We start from the raw sequence: 19,908 nt of genomic DNA, 5'->3' as shown, positions 1-19,908 counted from the left end.
GCGTCATGGCCGGCCTGTGTCGCCTCGAGCGGTCGCGCCCCGGCATCTGAATGGCCGGCGTCGCCCGACGATCGGCGCAGGGCCGAAGGCTGCTCGTTCATCTTCCCCATCTGGAACGAAGTCGCTGCTGATCGCGGGGATGTTGCCGGTCCATGCTGAAATAGCAAGCTGTTGACCAGATGGTGCTGTCAACTTGTCGGCGCGGAGCGACGGTGCTTAGGTGCGCAAGGGTTCGGGCAGGGGACGTGAGGTTGATCAAGGGAATAGATTGGCTGGGGGAGCGTCAGCCCCGATTGGCCGGCATGAAGGCAAACGCCGAGCTTTCGCTGAAACATCGCATCGTTCTGGCTGCGGCGCGGCTCGTCATCACGGTTCGGCACCCGCTCCTTGTCGCGCGCTTCGCGAGAAAACTCGGCTACCTGCCCAATCCCGCCGCACCGCAGCGGTACAATGAGTGCATGCTTTGGCGCCGGCTGATCGACCACAACCCGCTGTTCATCACGCTGTCGGACAAGCTTGCCGCGAAGGATTACATCAGAAGCGTCTGCCCCGATCTGCCGGTGCCCAGGACGCTGTGGCGGGGCCGTGATCCCGACACGATACCGGCCGCGCTGCTTGCTGGCGATGTTATCGTCAAGGCCAACCATGGCTGCGACATGAACGCCGTCGTTTCAGGCGGCCAACCGGATCACGCCACCATTGTGCGTGAGGCGAGGGGGTGGCTTGCCAAACGCCAGGGACGCCACAACAGCGAATGGGGCTATTGGCCGATCGTGCCGGAAATACTGGTCGAGGAGATGCTGCCGCTCGCCGGTGGCGAGATCGCCACCGAGATCAAGGTTCATATGTGCGGCGGTGTCGTCTGTTTTGTCAGGGCCGAGGACAAGAAGCTCCTGATGTCGCGCATGTTCGATCCCGCCGGCAATCCCTTGCCTGGGCGCGACATCGATTATCCCCGGGAGGATCAGGCGCTTCCGGTGACCGCGCGCCTGTCCGAATGCATTCGCGAGGCTGCCGCGATCGCTCCGCGCATCGCCGGCGATCTCGATTATGTCAGGGTCGATTTCCTGGTGACCAGCGAGCGGCTGTTCGCGGGCGAGATCACCGTCTACACGGCGGGCGGTTATTCCACCTGGAGCAATCCCGCCATCATGACCAGCATCGAACAGCATTGGCGGCTCGATCAGGCCGATTTCTTGCAAAGGCGCCACACAGGGCTCGCCCGGCTCTATGCCGAGGCGCTGCTTGCAAAATGTCGAAGGGACGGCAGCGATCCGGCACCTGTTCATCCCGCCGAAAAACGGACACTGCAAAGCCTGTCGAGCTAAAGCGCGTCAGGCTCAGATGTCTTCGGTAAAAGTCTCGACGATGATTTCGAAAGTCCCGATCTGGCGCCACTCGCTGCGGCGGGCGACGACGGTTTCGTCCGAGACCATGACAATGGAGAATTCGCGGCCGTTGCCGTCGCGGAACTGACTGGCAGGCGCATCCCATTGACAGCAGGAACGTTTGAGCCGGTTCAGTCCTGTGTGCCGGACAAGGTCGGCTTCGGCCGCGGCCGCAAACCGGCCCGCTACATGATAGACCGCCTGAAGCGGCTTTCCTTGCCGGTCAGGCTTGTAGCTGCATCCGACATAGATGACATGGGCGGGCTTTTTGCCCGTCTGCGCCAGGAAATCGCCGCAACCTCGCTCCATCCGTGCCGTCGTCAGCACGGAAACGGGCTCCGCGTGCGCAGGTACGGTGGCAATCAAGGCCATCAGTGATGCTGCAACGATTTCTGCTCTCATGGGCGCAACAGCAGAGCTAGTTTCTGATCTCAATGTCGATTTCGTAGTCGTCCAGCAAACGCTGGATGTCCGGATTACCGGCGTAGACGCGCTTCAACCGGGCCAGCTCGGCATCGGTGCCGGTGCAGAGCTGCCGCAACGCCGCGTCGATTTGAGCCCTACGTTCGGCGTCCGGCGAATCCTCGCCACGAAAGTGATCGCATCCGTCGCGGCGGTCTATGAAGGCCCGGACATCGTCGGGCACGGAGAGGCTTGCGCCGTTTGGACCGGCGCCGAGCGCAGGCCCGCAGCACAAACCGGCGAGGACGAGAAGCACCAGCCCTTTGGCGATCTCGCGCTTGCGGTTCGTCATCTCAGGAAATGCCGTCATTCGCTCTGATCCAGGATTTCCGCAATGGCTGCGCAATATGGCGCGTGCGCCTGTTTGGCCTACGAGTCACCGCATGCTTTGCCATCGGTAAGACTCGATCCGATCCTCGACACTGCCTTTCAATCAGGCGTCATCGGCATTTCTGTGGCGCGGCTTAGCTTTCGCCAGCCCGTGTCGTGTATCTCGGGTCGACCGCTTGATAGACGATCTCTTGCCGACCGTCGCCGGCATCCTCATTGGTCGGATGGCCATCGAAGCCGCTGACCCTGGTCAGCATTGCGCCGTTGCGCCACACCAGCAACAGACCGTGTTCTTCCTCCCAGTCGCAGTTGGCTTCCAGATAAACATAGTGATTGTCGTCACCGTCATCGCCGGGCCAGATGCCAAGCTCACTGGGGTAAACGAAGGACCAGATATCCCAAGGTTTTTCGGGCATTCCCATTTCCGCGTCCATCCAGTCCTCACCGCCCACCGCTTCCCGGTAATCCCGGTAGTAGGCGTAGACGTGTCGGCTGTCGTTCAACCGGTTGTCGGATGTAAGCGCCAGAAAGGCGTTGAGGGCGGCAGCGGGCCGGGCATCGCCGGGATCGTAGTCGCCGTCCGAGAATTCGATTTCCGAATCGTCGAAATAGGGGACCTTGATCTTCATTTTTCCTCCAGAGCGGGTCGCGGAGCCAGCGCCTCGCTATTGCTGGAGGCTTCACCATTCCGCGAACGAACCGTCCTTATGACGCCAGATCGGGTTGCGCCAGCGGTGGCCTTCCTTGGCCCGCTCCTTGACGTACTCCTCGTCGATTTCGACACCCAGTCCCGGCCCATCGGGAATGGCGACATAGCCATCCTCGTAGCGGAAAACGTCCTTGTTGGCGGCGTAGTCGAGCAAATCGTTGGCGGCGTTGTAGTGGATGCCGAGGCTCTGCTCCTGGATGAAGCAGTTGTAGCTGACCGCATCGAGCTGCAGGCAGGCTGCCAGCGCGATCGGCCCGAGCGGGCAATGCGGCGCGACCGCGATGTCATAGGCTTCGGCCATGGCCGCGATCTTGCGGCATTCGGTGATGCCGCCGGCATGAGACAGGTCAGGCTGGATGATGTCGACGGCGCCTTGCTCGAACACTGACTTGAAATCCCAGCGGCTGTAGAGCCGCTCGCCAAGCGCGATCGGTGTCGAGCCAAGCGCCGCGATCTCCTTCAGCGCCTCGCGGTTTTCGCTGAGCACCGGTTCCTCGATGAACATCAACCGGTAGGGCTCGAGTTCCTTGACCAGCATGCGCGCCATCGGGCGGTGCACACGGCCGTGGAAATCGACAGCGATGCCGATAGTGGGGCCGACCGCCTCGCGCACCATGGCGACGCGTTCGATGGCTGCGTCGATCTTGTCGTGGCTGTCGACGATCTGCAGCTCCTCGGTGCCGTTCATCTTGAGCGCCAGGAAGCCGCGCGAAACCACTTCCTTGGCGCCCGCAGCCACTTCCGCCGGCCGGTCGCCGCCGATCCAGGAATAGACCTTGATGGTGTCGCGCAATTTGCCGCCGAGCAATTCGTGCACGGGCACGCCGAGCGCCTTGCCCTTGATGTCCCACAGCGCCTGGTCGATGCCGGCGATCGCGCTCATCAGAATCGGTCCGCCACGGTAAAAGCCGCCACGATGCATGACCGTCCAGTGATCCTCGATCAGGCGCGGGTCCTTGCCAATGAGATAGTCACCAAGCTCCTTCACGGCCGCCTCGACGGTCAGCGCGCGGCCTTCGACAACCGGCTCGCCCCAGCCGGTAACGCCGGCATCGGTCTCGATCTTCAGGAACAGCCAGCGTGGCGGCACGATGTAGGTGGTGAGCGAGATGATTTTCATGCGGGTCTCAGTTGTTCTTGAGTTTCTTGGCGCTGACGAGGTCGCGCGCCGCAAGGTCGAGAATCCGGTTTGCGGCACCGCGCGCGGCTTCGGCGTCGCGCATGCGCAGTGCCTCGACCACTTCGCGGTGTGCCGCGACGGCTTCCATGCGCCGGTCGAGCGAAATTGTCGCCGTCGCTTCCAGCGAGAACTTCAGCCCGGTGTCGATCAGATTGCCGATCTGCCGGAAGATCGGGTTGTGGCTGGCCGCATAGACGATCTGGTGGAAAACGATGTCGGAACGCGAGAAGGCGGCGAGATCCTCTCCGGCGCCAGCCATGCCGCGCCATGCGGCTTCCAGATCGGCGATCTCCTGCAGTGTCGCGCGCGTGGCGGCAAGCTCGGCTACCAGAGGCTCGATGGCCCGGCGGGTTTCAAGGATGGCGTCGAACAGCTTGTCGTCAAGCGCATGCGGCGCATGCCAGGCCAGCACCTGTGGGTCGATGATGTTCCAGTCGTCCTCGTTGCAGACGACCGTGCCGATGCGCGGCCGCGACAGCACCAGCCCCTTGGCCGCCAGCACCTTCAGCGCCTCGCGGATGACGGTGCGGCTGACGCCGTATTCGACGCCAAGTTCGTTTTCGGTCGGTAGCGAGGAGCCGGCCGGATAGCGGCCGGAGAAGATGTCGGAGGCGATCGCCTTCGTCACATCGGGCATGACGCGCGGGCGGCGAGTGGCCGTGTCGGCTGAAGCCTTCCTGGAAATTTCGGTCACCTCAGCCCTCCTCCAAGGCGGCGAAACCGCCGATCTCGCACGACCCGACCGGCCTTACCGGATGTAGATGATTTGCGCCAGCGATCCCTGGTCAGAGCATGTATCTTAATTATCATACCAGATCAATTGACGCGTATGATAAAAAGAATTAGAGACTCCAGCACCCGGGCTGAGCGCCCGGCCATCGCTGGGAGGTAATCATGCGACTTTTGAAGACCGCGCTCGTCGCGGGCGCGCTTGCCGTGCTGTCCGTCACGACCATCGCTGCATATGCTCAGGACACCAAGATCGGTTTCATCGTCAAACAGCCGGAAGAGCCGTGGTTCCAGGACGAATGGAAGTTCGCCGACCAGGCCGCCAAGGAAAAGGGTTTTACCCTCGTCAAGATCGGCGCCGAGGACGGCGAGAAGCTGATGTCGGCCATCGACAATCTCGGCGCCCAGGGCGCGCAAGGGTTCATCGTCTGCACGCCTGACGTGAAGCTCGGCCCCGGCATCGTCGCCAAGGCCGCCGCCAACAACCTCAAGCTGATGACCGTCGACGACCGCCTTGTCGGTGCCGACGGCAAGCCGCTGGAAGACGTGCCGCATATGGGCATTTCGGCCACCAAGATCGGCGAGGCCGTCGGCCAGGCGATCGTCGACGAAATGAAGGCACGCGGCTGGAAGGCCGACGAGGTCGGCGCGATCCGCGTCTCCTACGACCAGTTGCCGACCGCCGTCGACCGTGTCGAAGGCGCCATCTCGGTGCTGAAGGCGAATGGCTTCAAGGCCGAGAACATTTTTGATGCGCCGCAAGCCAAGACCGACACCGAAGCCGCGCTCAACGCTGCGACCGTCGTGCTCAACGCCCATGCCGACATCAAGAAGTGGGTCTCCTTCGGCCTCAACGACGAAGCGGTGCTCGGCGCCGTGCGTGCTTCCGAAAGCGTCGGTATTCCCGCCGATAGCGTGATCGGCGTCGGCATCGGTGGTGCGGATTCGGCGATCAACGAGTTCAAGAAGCCGACCGCAACCGGCTTTGTCGGCACGGTGATCATCTCGCCGAAGCGTCACGGCTACGAGACAGCGCTCAACATGTATGACTGGGTGGCCAACAACAAGGAGCCGGCGAAGCTGACGCTGACTTCTGGTGCGCTGGCCAAGCGCGACGACTACCAGAAGGTCCGCCAGGGTCTCGGCATCGAATAATCCTCCCTGTACAAACAGGCGGCGGCTCATCCCGCCGCCTGTTTGGCATGGCTCAAGAAGGATCGACGCCAGTGTCCTTTCTCGACTTCTCGCACATCACCAAGACCTATCCGGGCGTCAAGGCGCTGTCGGACGTCTCCTTCGGCGTCGAGAAGGGCGCCGTGCATGGCCTGATGGGCGAGAACGGCGCCGGCAAATCCACCTTGATCAAGATCCTGTCCGGCGACCAGCATGCCGATGACGGCGAAATCCGCATCGACGGCAAGGTCCAGGCCTACTCATCGACCCGGGACGCCTTCGACAATGGCGTCATCGTCATCCATCAGGAACTGCAACTCGTCCCCGAACTGACCGTTGCCGAAAACCTCAGCCTTGGCCGTTTTCCCGCCCGCGCCGGCATCATCGCTGGCCGCCAGATGCTGGAAGACGTTGGCGCCAAGCTGAAATCGGCCGGCATCGACATCGACATCAGCCGCAAGGTCAAGACGCTCTCCATCGGCGAGCGCCAGATGGTCGAGATCGCCAAGGCGATCATGCTCGATGCGCGCGTCATCGCGCTGGACGAGCCGACCTCGTCGCTGTCCTCGCGCGAAAGCGAAATCCTGTTTGCGCTCATCGATCGCCTGCGCCGCGAGGGCAAGGTCATCATCTATGTCTCGCATCGGCTGGACGAGGTGTTCCGCCTCTGCGACAGCCTGACCGTGCTGCGCGACGGCAAGCTCGCGGCGCACCATGCATCGCTGAAAGGTGTCACCCGCGACCAGGTCGTCGCCGAAATGGTCGGCCGCGAAATCTCCGACATCTGGGGTTTTCGCCCGCGCAAGGCAGGCGATATCAGGCTGAAGGTCGAAGGACTCTCCGGAGCAAAGTTGAAGACGCCGGCCAGCTTCGAGGCGAAGGCCGGCGAAATCGTCGGCTTCTTTGGCCTGATTGGCGCCGGACGCTCCGAACTGATGCGGCTGATGTTCGGCGCCGACCCGCGCTCCGCCGGCACCATCACAGTCGATAGCAAGCTGGTCCACGCAACCGATCCGCACGACGCGATCCGCGCCGGCATCGTGCTGTGTTCGGAAGACCGCAAGCATGACGGTATCATCCAGGGCCGCTCGATCGAGGAAAACATCAACATCTCGTCGCGGCGCCATCACACGCGCTTCGGCGTGCTCAACCGCGCCAGCGAGATCGCCACGGCGGAAACCTTCATCAAGAAGCTCAAGGTGCGCACGCCGTCGCGCAAGCAGGACATCATCAACCTCTCCGGCGGCAACCAGCAGAAGGTCATCCTTGGCCGCTGGCTGTCGGAGCAGGGCGTGCGGGTGCTCATCATCGACGAGCCGACGCGCGGCATCGATGTCGGCGCCAAAGCGGAAATCTATGAACTGCTCTACCAGCTTGCCGAGGACGGCATGGCGATCGTCGTCGTCTCGTCCGAACTGCCGGAGGTGATGGGCATTTGCGACCGCATCCTGGTGATGTGCGGCGGCCGCGTCAGCGCCGAACTCGACCGGGACCAGTTCGCCGAAAGGGCGATCCTGGCCGCCGCTCTCCCAGACACCAAAACCCCCGACGCGATCGCATCCTGAGGATATTTGCCATGACCGATCAGTTGAAGAAAATCCTGCTCGGCGAACAGGGCCTCGTCGTCATCTTCATCGTCGCCTTCGCGCTGGTGTCGGCTCTGGTGCCCAACTTCCTCACCGATCGCAACATGCTCGGCCTTTTGCAGTCGGTGGTCACCGTCGGCATCGTCGCCTGCACCATGATGTTCTGCCTTGCCGCGCGCGACTTCGACCTGTCGGTCGGCTCGATCGTCGCTTTCGCCGGCATGGTCGCGGTGATGGCGTCGAACTACACCGGCTCGATCCTGCTCGGCCTTCTGGCGGCTATCGCCTGTGGCGCCTTTGTCGGCTTCATCAACGGCGTCGTCATCGCCAAATTCCGCATCAACGCGCTGATCACGACGCTGGCCACCATGCAGATCGTGCGCGGCCTGGCGCTGATCGCCTCCGACGGCCGCGCCGTCGGCATCAACAGCCCGGATTTCTACCAGTTGGCCCTGTCGAAGCTGCTCGGCATCCCAACGCCGGTTTGGGTTTTGGCCGTGCTGTTCTGCGTCTTCGGCTTCGTCTTGAACCGCACCGTCTTCGGCAAGAACACGCTGGCCATCGGCGGCAATCCGGAGGCCTCGCGGCTGGCCGGCGTCAATGTCGACCGGACACGCATCTGGATCTTCGCTCTGCAGGGCGTCGTCTGCGGCATCGCCGGCATCCTGCTGGCCTCGCGCATCACGTCCGGTCAGCCAAACGCGGCGGTCGGGCTCGAGCTCTCGGTCATCTCGGCCTGCGTGCTCGGCGGCGTCTCGCTCGCCGGCGGCCGCGCCACCATGTCGGGCGTCATCGTCGGCGTGCTGATCATGGGCATCGCCGAAAACGCCATGAACCTGCTCAACATCCCGGCCTTCTACCAGTACATCGTGCGCGGCGTTATTTTGCTCCTGGCGGTGTTGCTCGACAATCTGCGTTCCTCGGCTTTGGGTCGACGCTGACCGTCTTCGACTGGAGTGACTGATATGGCTGAACGCCTGTCCGGCAAACGCATCTTCCTGACCGGTGCCGCGCAAGGCATCGGGCTGGCCATCGCCGAGGCCTGTCTTGCCGAAGGCGCAAAACTGTTCCTGGTCGACCGGGACGGCGCGCTTCTGGACAAGACCGTTGCCGGCCTCGCCGCACGGCGTGGGTCTATCGGGCATGCGACAGCCGACATCAGCGATGGCGCGGCGATTACCGCTGCCGTTCAGCGGGCTGCTGCTGAAATCGGTCCGATCAACGCGCTGATCAACAATGCCGGGATGAATGTGTTCTCGACGCCGCTCGAGGCGACGGAGGAAGAGTGGAACCGCAATTTCGACGTCAACGTCAAGGGCGCCTGGAATTGCTGCAAGGCGGTGCTGCCCGGCATGATCGCGAGCGGCGGCGGCGCCATCCTCAACATCGCCTCGACGCACAGCTTCACCATCATTCCGCATACCTTCCCCTATCCCGTCGCCAAGCACGCGCTGCTTGGACTGACCAAATCGCTGGCGCTCGAATATGCGGGGCAAGGCGTGCGCGTGAATGCGCTGGCGCCTGGCTATGTCGAGACGCAGAAGGCGATCGACTACTGGAACAGTTTTCCCGATCCAGCGGCGGCGCGTGCCAAGACGTTGGCGCTGCACCCCGGCGGCCGCATCGCCTCAACGGGCGAGATCGCCATGGCCGCTGTGTTCATGATTTCCGACGAGAGCCCGTTCATGAACGCGGCCTGTCTCGTCGTCGATGGTGGGCTGAGCCAGCTTCAACATCCCGCCTGAACGCTGAGAAAACCATGACCAAGAGACGATCGCAGCACTGGTTCGGTGGGCAGGGCAAGGACGCCTTCATTCACCGCAGCTGGATGAAGAACAACGGCCTGCCCGACGACGCTTTCGATGGCCGTCCGGTGATCGGAATCTGCAATACTTTCTCCGAATTCACGCCCTGCCATGTGCATTTTCGCGGCCTGATCGAGCACATCAAGGCCGGTGTGCTCGAAGCCGGCGGCCTGCCGCTGGAATTCCCGGTGTTCTCCTGCGGCGAGTCCAATCTGCGGCCGACGGCGATGCTGTTTCGCAACCTCGCCTCCATGGATGTCGAGGAGGCGATCCGCGGCAACCCTATGGACGGTGTCGTGCTGATGGCCGGCTGCGACAAGACCACGCCGTCGCTGGTCATGGGCGCGGCCTCCTGCGACCTGCCGGCGATCGTCATCTCCGGCGGTCCGATGCTCAACGGCCGTTTCCAGGGCCGCGCGATCGGCTCTGGCACCGATGTGTGGAAATTCTCGGAGGATGTCCGCGCCGGCGTGATGAGCGAACAGGATTTCGCCAATGCCGAGAGCGCCATGTCGCGTTCGCCCGGCCATTGCATGACCATGGGCACGGCCTCGACCATGGCGTCGATGGTCGAGGCGCTAGGCCTTGCGCTGCCGGGCAACGCCGCCTATCCCGCTGTCGATGCGCGCCGCAGCCGCATCGCCCGCATGACCGGGCGGCGCATCGTCGAGATGGTCAATGAGGATTTGCGCCCATCGGCCATCCTCACCAGGCAGGCTTTCGCCAACGCCATCCGCGTCAATGGCGCGGTTGGCGGCTCGACCAATGCGGTCGTGCATCTGCTGGCAATCGCCGGTCGCGTCGGCACCGAGCTGACGCTGGACGACTGGGATCAGTTTGGCCGCGACGTACCGACCATCCTCGACCTGATGCCGTCGGGCCGCTTCCTGATGGAGGATTTCTGCTACGCCGGCGGTATTCCGGCGGTCATGAAAGAGATCGCCGACATGCTTGATCTCGATGCGCTGACGGTGACCGGCAAGAGCCTGCGCGACAACATCGCCGATGCCCAGAACTACAATCCCGAGGTGATCCGCCCGCGCGAAAAGGCGTTGACACCGCACGGTGGCATTGCGGTGTTGCGCGGCAATCTGGCGCCTGATGGCGCCATCATAAAACCGTCCGCCGCGTCGCCGGCCTTGATGAAGCATCGCGGCCGCGCCGTCGTCTTCGAGGACATCGACGACTACAAGGCACGTGTCGACGATCCCGCCCTCGACATCGACGAGACCTCGATCATGGTGCTGAAGAATTGCGGCCCCAAGGGCTATCCCGGCATGGCCGAGGTCGGCAACATGGCGCTGCCGCAGAAGCTGCTGGAGCAGGGCATGCGCGACATGATCCGCATCTCCGACGCCCGCATGTCCGGCACCGCCTTCGGCACCGTCGTGCTGCATGCGGCACCCGAAGCTGCTGTTGGCGGCCCGCTGGCGCTGGTCAAAAGCGGCGACGTCATTGAACTCGATGTCGAGGCGCGGAAGCTGCATCTGGAAGTCACGGAACAGGAACTGGCGCGGCGGCGTCAATCCTGGCAGCCGCCCGTGCCGGCAATGCGCGGCGGCTATCAGGGCCTCTATGTCGACCATGTCCTGCAGGCGGATCGTGGGGCGGATCTCGACTTTCTCGTCGGCAGCCGTGGGCACGCCATCCCGCGCGAAAGCCATTGAGAGGGAGTTGGATGCCAAAGTTCCGGCCCGATGAGTTCCATGGCATCCACGCCATCCTCTACGCGCTGTTCGACGCCCAGGAAAAGCTCGACCGCACGGCAATGAGCAGACAGGTCGAGATATGCCTGGCGACCGGCGTGCACGGCATGGCGGCCCTCGGTCTCGCCACGGAAGTCGCCAAGCTGACCGAGGCCGAGCGGCGGACGGTCATGGACTGGACGGCTGAGGACACCGCCGGCAAGGTGCCGCTCGCCTTCACCATCTTCGGTGCGTCGGTCGCCGAACAGGTCGCGCAGGTGCGGCACGCCGAAAGCGTTGGCGCCGACTGGGTGATCCTGCAGCCGCCGCCGGCCGGATCGTATGGCGCGCTGGAATACATCCGCTTCTTCGGCCGTGTCGCCGAAGCGACCGGCCTGCCGGTGGCGATCCAGAATGCGCCGGCCTTTTTCGGCCGTGGCCTGACTTCCGACGAAATCCGCGACCTCGTCACGCAGCACCCCAATATCAGGTTGATCAAGGGTGAAGGCCCGGTCACCGACATTGCCGGCCTGATCGAGCGCACCGAAGGCCGGATTCCCGTGTTCAACGGGCGCGGCGGGCTGGAGCTGATCGACAATTTCCGCATCGGCTGCCGCGGCATGATCCTGGCGCCGGATAGCATCGATCATGCCGTGCGCGCCTGGGAGACATTCCGTGCTGGAGACGAAGCGGCTGCCGAGGCCTTGTACGAAAAAATGCTGCCGGCAGCGGTATTCGTCATGCAAGGCATCGAGAACCTGATCTGCTACGGCAAGCGGCTGTTCGGCGCCCGCGCCGGCATCGCCATACAGGATCGGGCGCCGGCGATGCGACCCAATGAGATTGGACTTGCGATGGTGGCGCGATTTGCTGCTCACCTGGGACGATTGCCGCACGGCGACGCCTGACCAAAAGGTCGCCCGCCCGCCCACTTCTGTCAGCCGAGTAGATCAGCGGCGACCTCGAGCGTGTTGCGCAAAGACGTTTCGAGATGGTGTTCCATAGCGTGCGCGGCACCCTCGGCGTCGTGACGTTTCAGCGCGTCGAGAATGGCTTCGTGCTGCTCGATCGTCTGTTCGCCATAGCCGGGTCTCGGGATGACGAGGTAGCGGCCCCGATCCATTTGCGCCTTGGAGATGTCGACGGCGCGCCAGATTTTCGGCAGGCCGCAGATCTCGGCGATGGTGCGGTGGAAGACATCGTCGAGCTGGATCGCGGTGGCATATCTGCCGCTCGATATGGCGAGCCGGTGCGCCGCCATATTGGCCTCCAGAAGTTCGCCGGCTGACGGCGTGAATTTGGCGGCCGCGCGCCTGGCGCTTTCCATCTCCAGGGCACGTCGGATGACATAGGCTTCTTCCAGGTCGGCCCGGCTGATCGGTGCGACATAGGTGCCAGTCTGCGCCAGGATCGTAACGAGGCCCTCGTCACTGATGCGCTTGACCGCTTCGCGCACCGGTGTGCGCGAGACACCGAGGGCTTCGGCGATGGCCACCTCGTTGATCACTTCCCCCGGCTTCATCTGGCCGACGACGATCAGGTTGCGGATCTGGTGATAGATCTGATCGCGCAACGGAAACGTCCGATTGAGCGTCGAAGGGTCCAGGTCCATGGCAAATCCACATCTTCGGTCACCAGAAGTGACGAGATTATATTGGAATGCCGCGTGTTCGATAGGCCGGCTCAACGAGGTGAAAGCCCGCTTTATCTGGCTGCCTCGTGGGGCCGCTGCGGCCATCCCGCGGACAGAATTTCCAATTTTGGTGGCGGATTTGGAATAAACTAACTCTACAGAGTTTATAGAATAAGCAAAGTGCGCGGGCGATCTGGTTTTCCAGGACAGGACTCCGCCATGCCCGCCCTTCCGCGCCCGCTTTCAACCTCGTCAGGCACAGGCCGCCGCCGCATTGCCGGAGGCCAGTCATGACCAAGGACGTTCCCGATCGCATCAAGGTTCTCTGGTTCCTGCCGACGCATGGCGACAGCCGCTATCTCGGCACGACCGAAGGCGGCAGGGCCGTCGACCTGCCCTATCTGACGCAAGTCGCCAAGGCCGCCGACACGCTGGGCTATTACGGCGTGCTGCTGCCGACCGGCCGCGCCTGCGAGGATTCCTGGGTGATCGCCTCGGCGCTGGCGCCGCTCACCGAACGGTTGCGTTTCCTCGTCGCCGTGCGGCCCGGCCTGCAGTCGCCGACACTCGCCGCGCGCATGACCGCGACGCTCGACCGCATCTCCAATGGCCGGCTGCTGATCAATGTCGTCACCGGCGGCGATCCGCTGGAAAACAAGGGCGACGGCATCTTCCTCTCGCACGCCGAGCGCTACGAGGTAACGCAGGAATTCCTGCAGATCTACAAGCGCGTGCTGAGCGGCGAGGCGGTCGAGCATCAGGGCAAGCATTTCCACATCGAGGACGGCCGCCTGCTGTTTCCGCCGGTGCAGACGCCCTATCCGCCACTCTATTTCGGCGGCTCGTCGGATACCGGCTCCGTGGTCGCGGCGCAGGAGATCGACAAATACCTGACCTGGGGCGAACCGCCAGCCGATGTCGAGCGCAAGCTCGACGCCGTGCGCGAACTGGCCGAGAAGGCCGGTCGAAAACTCTCTTTCGGCATTCGCCTGCATGTCATCGCGCGCGAAACGACCGAACAGGCCTGGGCCGCGGCGGAGAGCCTGATCAGCCGGCTCGACGACGCGACGATCGCTTCGGCCCAGAAAGTCTTCGCCCGCATGGATTCGGTCGGCCAGGCGCGGATGAGCGCGCTGCATGGCGGCAGCCGCGACAAGCTTGAGATCGCGCCCAACCTTTGGGCCGGCGTCGGCCTGGTGCGCGGCGGTGCGGGCACGGCGCTTGTCGGCGATCCCGACACGGTCGCGGAGAGGATCGACGAATACCGGCGTCTTGGCATCGATACCTTCATCCTGTCCGGCTACCCGCATCTGGAAGAAGCTTATCGTTTCGGCGAACTGGTGCTGCCGAAGCTGCCGACGGATCATCCGGTCAAAGTGGCCAGCACGTCAGTCAACACCGGACCGTTCGGCGAGACCATCGCCGGCGACCACCGGCCGAAGTCGCTCGCCAGCGCCTCGTGAACGCGCTGCCTCCGGCCCGCCGATTGCGCGTCGCCATCATTGGCGGCGGCTTTTCCGGTGCCGCCGTGGCCTGGCATCTGGCGCGGGCGCATCGGCCGGAGCGCCTGTCGATTTCGGTGATCGAGCCGCGCCCGGCGATCGGCGGCGGCCTTGCCTATTCCAGCGAGGAGCCATCGCATCGGGTCAATGTCCCGGCTATCAGGATGAGCATGGCTCCCGACGACCCGCAGCATTTTGCGCGCTGGTTGGCCGGCAGTGGGGAAATCGAGAGCGACACGGACGCCCTCTGGCAGAATGGCGACATTTATCCGCGCCGGCGCGTCTTCGGCCGCTACGTCGCCGAGCACCTCGCTCCCTATCTTGCTTCAGGCGCGGTTCGCCACGTGGAAGGCGCTGCCACAAGCGTGATCCGCGATAGTGATGGCCCGGGTTGGAAAGTGCAGACATCCGCCGGGTCTGTCGCCGCCGACATCGTCATCCTGGCGGCGACCCATCCCCAGCCTGGGATTCCCGATGCGCTGCAGTCCTTGACGGAAGCGCCGGGTTTTATCGCAGACCCCTATGCCGCGTCAGCGCTCGCCGGAATTGGGCCAGACGCATCGGTGCTGATCGCCGGTTCCGGGCTGACGTCGGCCGACATGGTCGTTGAGCTCGATCGCCGTGGCCATCGCGGCCGCATCCTGGCGCTGTCGCGCCGCGGGCTGCGCTCGCGCGGCCATCCTGATGTCAGGGGTGAGCCCTTTGGTGACTTTGCCTCGGCGCCGGCCACATCGGCGCTTGGCCTGCTGAGGAACATTCGCGCGACACTGGCAGTGGCGCGCGAGGCCAACGTCAACTGGCAATCTGTCTTCGACCAGTTGCGCCTGCAGGGTCCGCTGCTGTGGGCAGCTCTTGCTCCGCCGGAGCGGGCAAGGCTGGTTCGTCAGCTGCGTGTGTTTTGGGACGTGCATCGCTTCCGGATCGCACCGCAGGTTGCCTCCGTGCTCGACCGCCGCCAGAGCGCCGGCACATTCGACACCATCGCCGCCAGGCTTGTCGCGTCGAACGATGAGGGCGACAGCCTCGCGGTCAGTTTTCAGCGGCGCGGCCAGACGGGGATCGAGACCGCCCGCTTCGATGCCATCATCAACACGACAGGACCGGCCCATGGGCAGGTCCTTCAGCTCAATCCGGCGCTGCGCTCCCTGGCCGAGGCCGGGCTGATCAGGGTCGACCGATACGGACTGGGCATCGAGACGAATCTCGACAGTCGTGCCGTCGGCCGGGATGGCGGGGTGGCCGCCAGCCTCTTCGTCGCCGGCCCCTTGGCACGAGGAACCTTTGGCGAACTAATGGGCCTGCCCGAGGTTGCCCGCCATGCCCAGGCAGTTGCTGGCGAAATCGCAAGATTGCTCGAAACGCTCCTGCCAGCCGAGGCCGTTGGCGCCAATGCCGCGGACGTTGCAGTCGCGCGCTGACAGGCGGAAGCCGGCCTAGCCGGGCAAAATTGGTATTTCCGACCCAAGAGGGCGCCAAAAACGGAAAATCCTACTTTGTATATATAATCAGTAGACATAATAAATGTTGGCGAAATCCGGCGTCGACCGGACCGATCAACGACACGGCCTGAATGGGAGACAGTTCATGGCACATGCAGAGACCGACGCGGTCAAGTTCGCCTACTGGGTCCCGAATGTTTCGGGCGGCCTGGTGATTTCCAACATCGAGCAGCGCACCAACCATTCGGCAGAGTACAACCGCAAGCTGGCGCAGATCGCCGAAAAAGCCGGCTTCGACTATGCGCTGAGCCAGATCCGTTTCACCGCCGGCTACGGCGCCGACGAACAGCATGAATCGGTGGCGTTCAGCCATGATTTGCTGGCGGCAACGACGACGCTCAAGGTCATCGCGGCGATCCTGCCCGGCCCGTGGAATCCGGCACTGGCGGCCAAGCAGCTCGCCACCATCAGCTATCTGACCAATGGCCGTGTCGCCATCAACCTCGTCTCCGGCTGGTTCCGCGGCGAGTTCCACGCCATCGGCGAGCATTGGCTCGACCACGACGAGCGCTACCGCCGTTCGGAGGAATTCATCCGTGCGCTGCGCGGAATATGGACAGAAGACAGCTTCACCTTCCGAGGCGATTTCTACCGCTTCAACGAATATTCGCTGAAGCCGAAGCCCCCGCAGGTGCCTGAAGTTTTCCAGGGCGGTTCGTCGCGTGCGGCACGCGACATGGCTTCACGCGTTTCGGACTGGTACTTCACCAATGGCAACACGCCGGCCGAAATCGCCAAGCAGGTCGACGACCTGAAGTCCAAGGCCAAGGCCAACCACCATTCTGTCAAGGTTGGCGTCAACGCCTTCGCCATCGTCCGCGAGACCGAGGAAGAAGCCAAGGCGGTGCTTGCCGAGATCATCGGCAAGGCCAACCCCGAGGCCGTCAACGCCTTTGGCCACGAGGTCAAGAATGCCGGCAAGGCTTCGCCCGAAGGGGAGGGCAACTGGGCGAAATCCTCCTTCGAGGATCTGGTCCAGTATAATGACGGCTTCCGCTCCAACCTGATCGGCACGCCAAGGCAGGTCGCCGAGCGCATCGTCGATCTCAAGCGCGCCGGCGCCGATCTCATCCTGCTCGGCTTCCTGCATTTCCAGGAAGAGGTCGAATATTTCGGCAAGCATGTCATCCCGCTCGTTCGCGAGCTGGAGGATGCCGAACAGGCAGCTTCACTGGCAGCGGAATAGCCATCCCGCAGGCTGGCCGGAAAGTCTCCGGCCAGCACACGAATGAAGATACCCGGCGCGCTCGAAGGATCGAGCCGCAACGAGGATTTGTGCGCCTGCTGAAGCAATCGAGGACGATTGGAATGCCGTTGGCCAGCTATGCCCTTGGAATGATGGAGGCCTCGGTCTATGCGCCGGAGGTTTTTGCGCGTGGCTTGCCGTCGATATTGCGCCGTGAGCAGCAATCCGAAGGCAACACCGAACCCACGGGGGCCGAACCCACGGGGGCTGCCACGGCCGCCGCGGCTCCGCTGCTCTCGCTTCACGGCATAGGACTGTCCTTTGGCGGTGTCGTCGCGCTGGCCGATATCGACCTGTCAGTTCATCCTGGCGAAATCCGTGCCATCATCGGCCCGAATGGTGCCGGCAAGAGCTCGCTGATCAACGTCATCAGCGGTGTCTACCGGTCGGACCGCGGCAATGTCCAGCTCGATGGCGTCAGCTATGCACAGGTGCCGACGCAGCGGCTGGCGCATCTCGGCGTCGCCAGGACCTTTCAGAACCTTGCTCTGTTCAAGGGCCTCAGCGTCCTCGACAATGTCGCGTCCGGCCTCGCCTACAAGGTGCGCTCCAATTTCGCCGGCCAGGTGCTCGGCATTGGCCGCTCGCGTGGCGAGCAGCGCGACTCCCTGAGCCGCGCCGACCAGATCCTCGAATTCCTCGATCTCACCGCTGTCCGCGATCGTCTCGTCGGCACACTGCCTTACGGGCTGCAGAAGCGCGTCGAACTGGCCCGCGCGCTGGTTGCAGAGCCGCGCCTGCTGCTGCTCGACGAACCGATGGCCGGCATGACATCAGGCGAGAAGAGCGAGATGGCTGACTTCGTGCGCGCCGCGCGCGATCGCTTCGCCACCACCGTCGTGCTGATCGAGCACGATGTCGGCGTCGTCATGGGCCTGTCCGATCGCATTGCGGTTCTCGACTACGGCCGCAAGATCGCCGACGCCACGCCTGATGAAGTCAGGAACGACCAGCGTGTCATCGACGCCTATCTCGGCGTTGCCTCCGACAATGAGGCCCTCTCCCGTGATGAAGGAAGGGCAGGCATATGATCACCGACTTCGACTACCAGTTCTTCATAGAAGTGCTCGTCGGCGGCCTCCTCTCCGGCGTCATGTACTCGCTGGTCGCGATCGGCTTCGTGCTGATCTACAAGACATCGGGCGTGCTCAATTTCGCGCAAGGCGCGATGCTGCTCTTCGCCGCACTCACCTTCGTCAGCCTCGTCGAGCGCGGCATTCCGTTCGCGCTGGCGCTGGTGGTCACCTTCGCCATCATGGTGGCGATGGGTGTCGCCATCGAGCGCGCGGTGCTTAGACCGCTCACCAACAAGCCGCCGATCACCCTGTTCATGGCCACGCTTGGCCTGTCTTATATCATCGAGGGCGCCGCCCAGCTGATCTGGGGTACGCAGGTCCATGGTCTCGACCTCGGCATTGAGGACGTGCCGCTGGAAGTGGGCGGCGTGCTGATCAGCCAGTTCGACATCTTCGCCGCGGTGGTCGCCGCCGGCATGGTTCTGCTTTTGTCGCTGTTCTTCCGCTACACCCGCATCGGCCTCTCGTTCCGCGCCGTCGCCGACGATCAGTTCGCCGCGCTCGCCGTTGGTCTGCGGCTGCCGTTGATCTGGGGCACCGTCTGGGCCGCGGCCGGCCTTGTCGCGCTTGTCGCCGGACTGCTCTGGGGCGCCCGCCTCGGCGTGCAGTTCTCGCTGTCGCTGGTGGTGCTCAAGGCACTGCCGGTGCTGGTGCTCGGCGGCTTCGATTCCATCCTCGGCGCCATTGTCGGCGGGCTGTTGATCGGCGCCAGCGAGAAGCTCGCCGAGGTCTATATCGGCGACTATTTCGGCGGCGGCATCGAGAGCTGGTTCGCCTATGTCGTGGCCCTGGTCTTCCTCCTGATCCGTCCTTCCGGCCTGTTCGGCCAGAAGCTCGTGGAAAGGGTCTGAGCCGTGACCGCGATCACCAGCAGTTTCTCCTCCGCGCCGGTCCTGCCGAAATGGATCGTGCCCGTTCTGCTACTCGCCTTCGCCTATGGCGTCGTGCCGCTGATCGGCTCGAGCTATCTGTTCGAGGCCATCCTGCTGCCGTTCCTGGCGCTCAGCCTCGCCGGCGTCGGCTTGAACATCCTCACCGGCTATGCCGGCCAGGTTTCACTGGGCAGCGCTGCTTTCATGGCGACGGGCGCCTTCGCGGCCTATAATTTCAACCTGCGCGTTGAAGGCCTGCCGCTGATCGGCAGCATCTTCCTGGCCGGCATTGTCGCCGCCGCGATCGGCATCGTCTTCGGCCTGCCCAGCCTGCGGCTGAAGGGTTTTTATCTCGCGGTCTCGACGCTCGCCGCCCAGTTCTTCGTGCAGTGGGCGCTGACCAAGTTCAGCTGGTTCTCCAACGACTCGGCGTCGGGCGTCATCGACGCGCCGAAGCTGTCGATAGCAGGCTTTGCTTTCGACGGTGCCGTGGGCCGCTATCTCTTCGCCCTGACCATCGTTACGTTGCTGACCTTCCTTGCCTACCGGCTGGTCACGTCGCAGACCGGGCGCAACTTCATCGCCATTCGCGACAATGAAACCGCCGCCCGCATCATCGGCATACCGGTGTTGAAGACCAAGCTTCTGGCCTTCGCCATCTCCTCCTTCATCATCGGCGTCGCCGGCGTCATCTGGGCCTTCGCCTATCTCAGGACCGTCGAGCCGGACGGCTTCGATCTCGACCGCTCGTTCCAGATCCTGTTCATCATCATCATCGGTGGGCTGGCTTCGATCCGCGGCGCCTTCTTCGGCGCCGCCCTCATCGTCGTCTTTCCGCTGGCTCTGTCGCGCCTCGGCGGCTTCCTGCTTGGCGATGTCTTTGACTCGGGCGTGCTCGACATGAGCCAGCGCATCGTGCTGGGCGCCCTCATCATCCTGTTTCTGATCCTCGAACCCGACGGGCTGGTGGCCCTGTGGGACAGGGTCCGAAGACGGCTCCTGTTCGCCTGGCAGTCGACCTGAGCCGCGCATC

General features: G+C 63.6%; 19 protein-coding genes. 13 read left to right on the top strand and 6 right to left on the bottom strand.

The features are described 5' to 3' along the window. The first annotated feature begins 302 nt into the window (after positions 1–302). Complete coding sequence (locus EB235_RS01615; protein ID WP_167334888.1) at positions 303–1,328, top strand: ATP-grasp fold amidoligase family protein; 1,026 nt, start codon at positions 303–305, stop codon at positions 1,326–1,328. Between the two features lie 12 nt (positions 1,329–1,340). Here EB235_RS01615 and EB235_RS01610 read toward each other — a convergent pair whose 3' ends face one another. The 5 genes from EB235_RS01610 to EB235_RS01590 form a co-directional block, all read right to left on the bottom strand. After that, on the bottom strand, positions 1,341–1,760 hold the full coding sequence (locus tag EB235_RS01610) for a DUF4952 domain-containing protein (protein WP_245268879.1): 420 nt from the start codon (positions 1,758–1,760) through the stop codon (positions 1,341–1,343). A 46-nt stretch (positions 1,761–1,806) separates the two neighbouring features. Continuing rightward, entirely contained in the window at positions 1,807–2,160 is a 354-nt protein-coding gene (locus EB235_RS01605; RefSeq protein ID WP_051429756.1) for a hypothetical protein, read from the bottom strand. Positions 2,161–2,314: 154 nt separating this feature from the next. Beyond that, positions 2,315–2,809, bottom strand: coding sequence for a DUF6985 domain-containing protein (locus EB235_RS01600; RefSeq protein ID WP_027032694.1), 495 nt, complete (start codon positions 2,807–2,809; stop codon positions 2,315–2,317). Between the two features lie 51 nt (positions 2,810–2,860). After that, positions 2,861–4,009: a galactonate dehydratase gene (dgoD, locus tag EB235_RS01595; protein ID WP_027032695.1), complete on the bottom strand. Its 1,149-nt coding sequence runs from the start codon at positions 4,007–4,009 to the stop codon at positions 2,861–2,863. Positions 4,010–4,016: 7 nt separating this feature from the next. Beyond that, positions 4,017–4,706 carry a FadR/GntR family transcriptional regulator gene (locus tag EB235_RS01590; protein WP_051429876.1) on the bottom strand — a complete coding sequence of 230 codons (690 nt, stop codon included), beginning with the start codon at positions 4,704–4,706 and terminating at the stop codon, positions 4,017–4,019. A gap of 257 nt (positions 4,707–4,963) precedes the next feature. Here EB235_RS01590 and EB235_RS01585 point away from each other — a divergent pair, with 257 nt between their 5' ends. From EB235_RS01585 to EB235_RS01560, 6 genes are all read left to right on the top strand, one after another. Beyond that, complete coding sequence (locus tag EB235_RS01585; protein WP_027032697.1) at positions 4,964–5,953, top strand: arabinose ABC transporter substrate-binding protein; 990 nt, start codon at positions 4,964–4,966, stop codon at positions 5,951–5,953. Positions 5,954–6,024: 71 nt separating this feature from the next. Further along, entirely contained in the window at positions 6,025–7,536 is a 1,512-nt protein-coding gene (araG, locus tag EB235_RS01580) for an L-arabinose ABC transporter ATP-binding protein AraG (RefSeq protein WP_027032698.1), read from the top strand. 11 nt (positions 7,537–7,547) lie between these two features. Next, a complete protein-coding gene (gene araH, locus EB235_RS01575) occupies positions 7,548–8,498 on the top strand; it encodes an L-arabinose ABC transporter permease AraH (protein ID WP_027032699.1) in 951 nt (316 codons plus the stop codon). A gap of 24 nt (positions 8,499–8,522) precedes the next feature. After that, on the top strand, positions 8,523–9,302 hold the full coding sequence (locus EB235_RS01570; RefSeq protein WP_027032700.1) for an SDR family oxidoreductase: 780 nt from the start codon (positions 8,523–8,525) through the stop codon (positions 9,300–9,302). A 14-nt stretch (positions 9,303–9,316) separates the two neighbouring features. Beyond that, positions 9,317–11,029, top strand: a complete 1,713-nt coding sequence (gene araD / locus EB235_RS01565) for an L-arabinonate dehydratase (protein ID WP_027032701.1) — start codon at positions 9,317–9,319, stop codon at positions 11,027–11,029. 11 nt (positions 11,030–11,040) lie between these two features. After that, on the top strand, positions 11,041–11,955 hold the full coding sequence (locus EB235_RS01560) for a dihydrodipicolinate synthase family protein (RefSeq protein ID WP_027032702.1): 915 nt from the start codon (positions 11,041–11,043) through the stop codon (positions 11,953–11,955). Between the two features lie 29 nt (positions 11,956–11,984). Here the strand turns inward: EB235_RS01560 and EB235_RS01555 are convergent, their stop codons facing one another. Continuing rightward, a complete protein-coding gene (locus EB235_RS01555; protein WP_027032703.1) occupies positions 11,985–12,659 on the bottom strand; it encodes a GntR family transcriptional regulator in 675 nt (224 codons plus the stop codon). 311 nt (positions 12,660–12,970) lie between these two features. Between EB235_RS01555 and ssuD the strand changes: the two genes are divergently transcribed. From ssuD to EB235_RS01525, 6 genes are all read left to right on the top strand, one after another. Beyond that, positions 12,971–14,143 (top strand): FMNH2-dependent alkanesulfonate monooxygenase, encoded by a 1,173-nt coding sequence (ssuD, locus tag EB235_RS01550; protein WP_027032704.1) that lies wholly within the window; start codon positions 12,971–12,973, stop codon positions 14,141–14,143. Beyond that, positions 14,140–15,600 carry an FAD/NAD(P)-binding protein gene (locus tag EB235_RS01545; RefSeq protein WP_027032705.1) on the top strand — a complete coding sequence of 487 codons (1,461 nt, stop codon included), beginning with the start codon at positions 14,140–14,142 and terminating at the stop codon, positions 15,598–15,600. The genes ssuD and EB235_RS01545 overlap by 4 nt, the downstream gene beginning before the upstream one ends. 166 nt (positions 15,601–15,766) lie before the next feature. After that, entirely contained in the window at positions 15,767–16,867 is a 1,101-nt protein-coding gene (gene sfnG / locus EB235_RS01540; RefSeq protein WP_027032706.1) for a dimethylsulfone monooxygenase SfnG, read from the top strand. A gap of 122 nt (positions 16,868–16,989) precedes the next feature. Further along, positions 16,990–17,958: an ABC transporter ATP-binding protein gene (locus tag EB235_RS01535; RefSeq protein WP_027032707.1), complete on the top strand. Its 969-nt coding sequence runs from the start codon at positions 16,990–16,992 to the stop codon at positions 17,956–17,958. Then, positions 17,955–18,854 (top strand): branched-chain amino acid ABC transporter permease, encoded by a 900-nt coding sequence (locus tag EB235_RS01530; protein WP_032925828.1) that lies wholly within the window; start codon positions 17,955–17,957, stop codon positions 18,852–18,854. Before EB235_RS01535 ends, EB235_RS01530 begins: the two co-directional genes overlap by 4 nt. Before the next feature lie 3 nt (positions 18,855–18,857). Next, positions 18,858–19,898 (top strand): branched-chain amino acid ABC transporter permease, encoded by a 1,041-nt coding sequence (locus tag EB235_RS01525; RefSeq protein WP_027032709.1) that lies wholly within the window; start codon positions 18,858–18,860, stop codon positions 19,896–19,898. The last annotated feature ends 10 nt before the right edge of the window (positions 19,899–19,908 follow it).

This window comes from Mesorhizobium loti R88b, assembly GCF_013170845.1.
Classification (GTDB): domain Bacteria; phylum Pseudomonadota; class Alphaproteobacteria; order Rhizobiales; family Rhizobiaceae; genus Mesorhizobium; species Mesorhizobium loti_B.
Note: the sequence above shows the minus strand (reverse complement) of the source record. Positions and strands in the feature narration are given on the sequence as shown.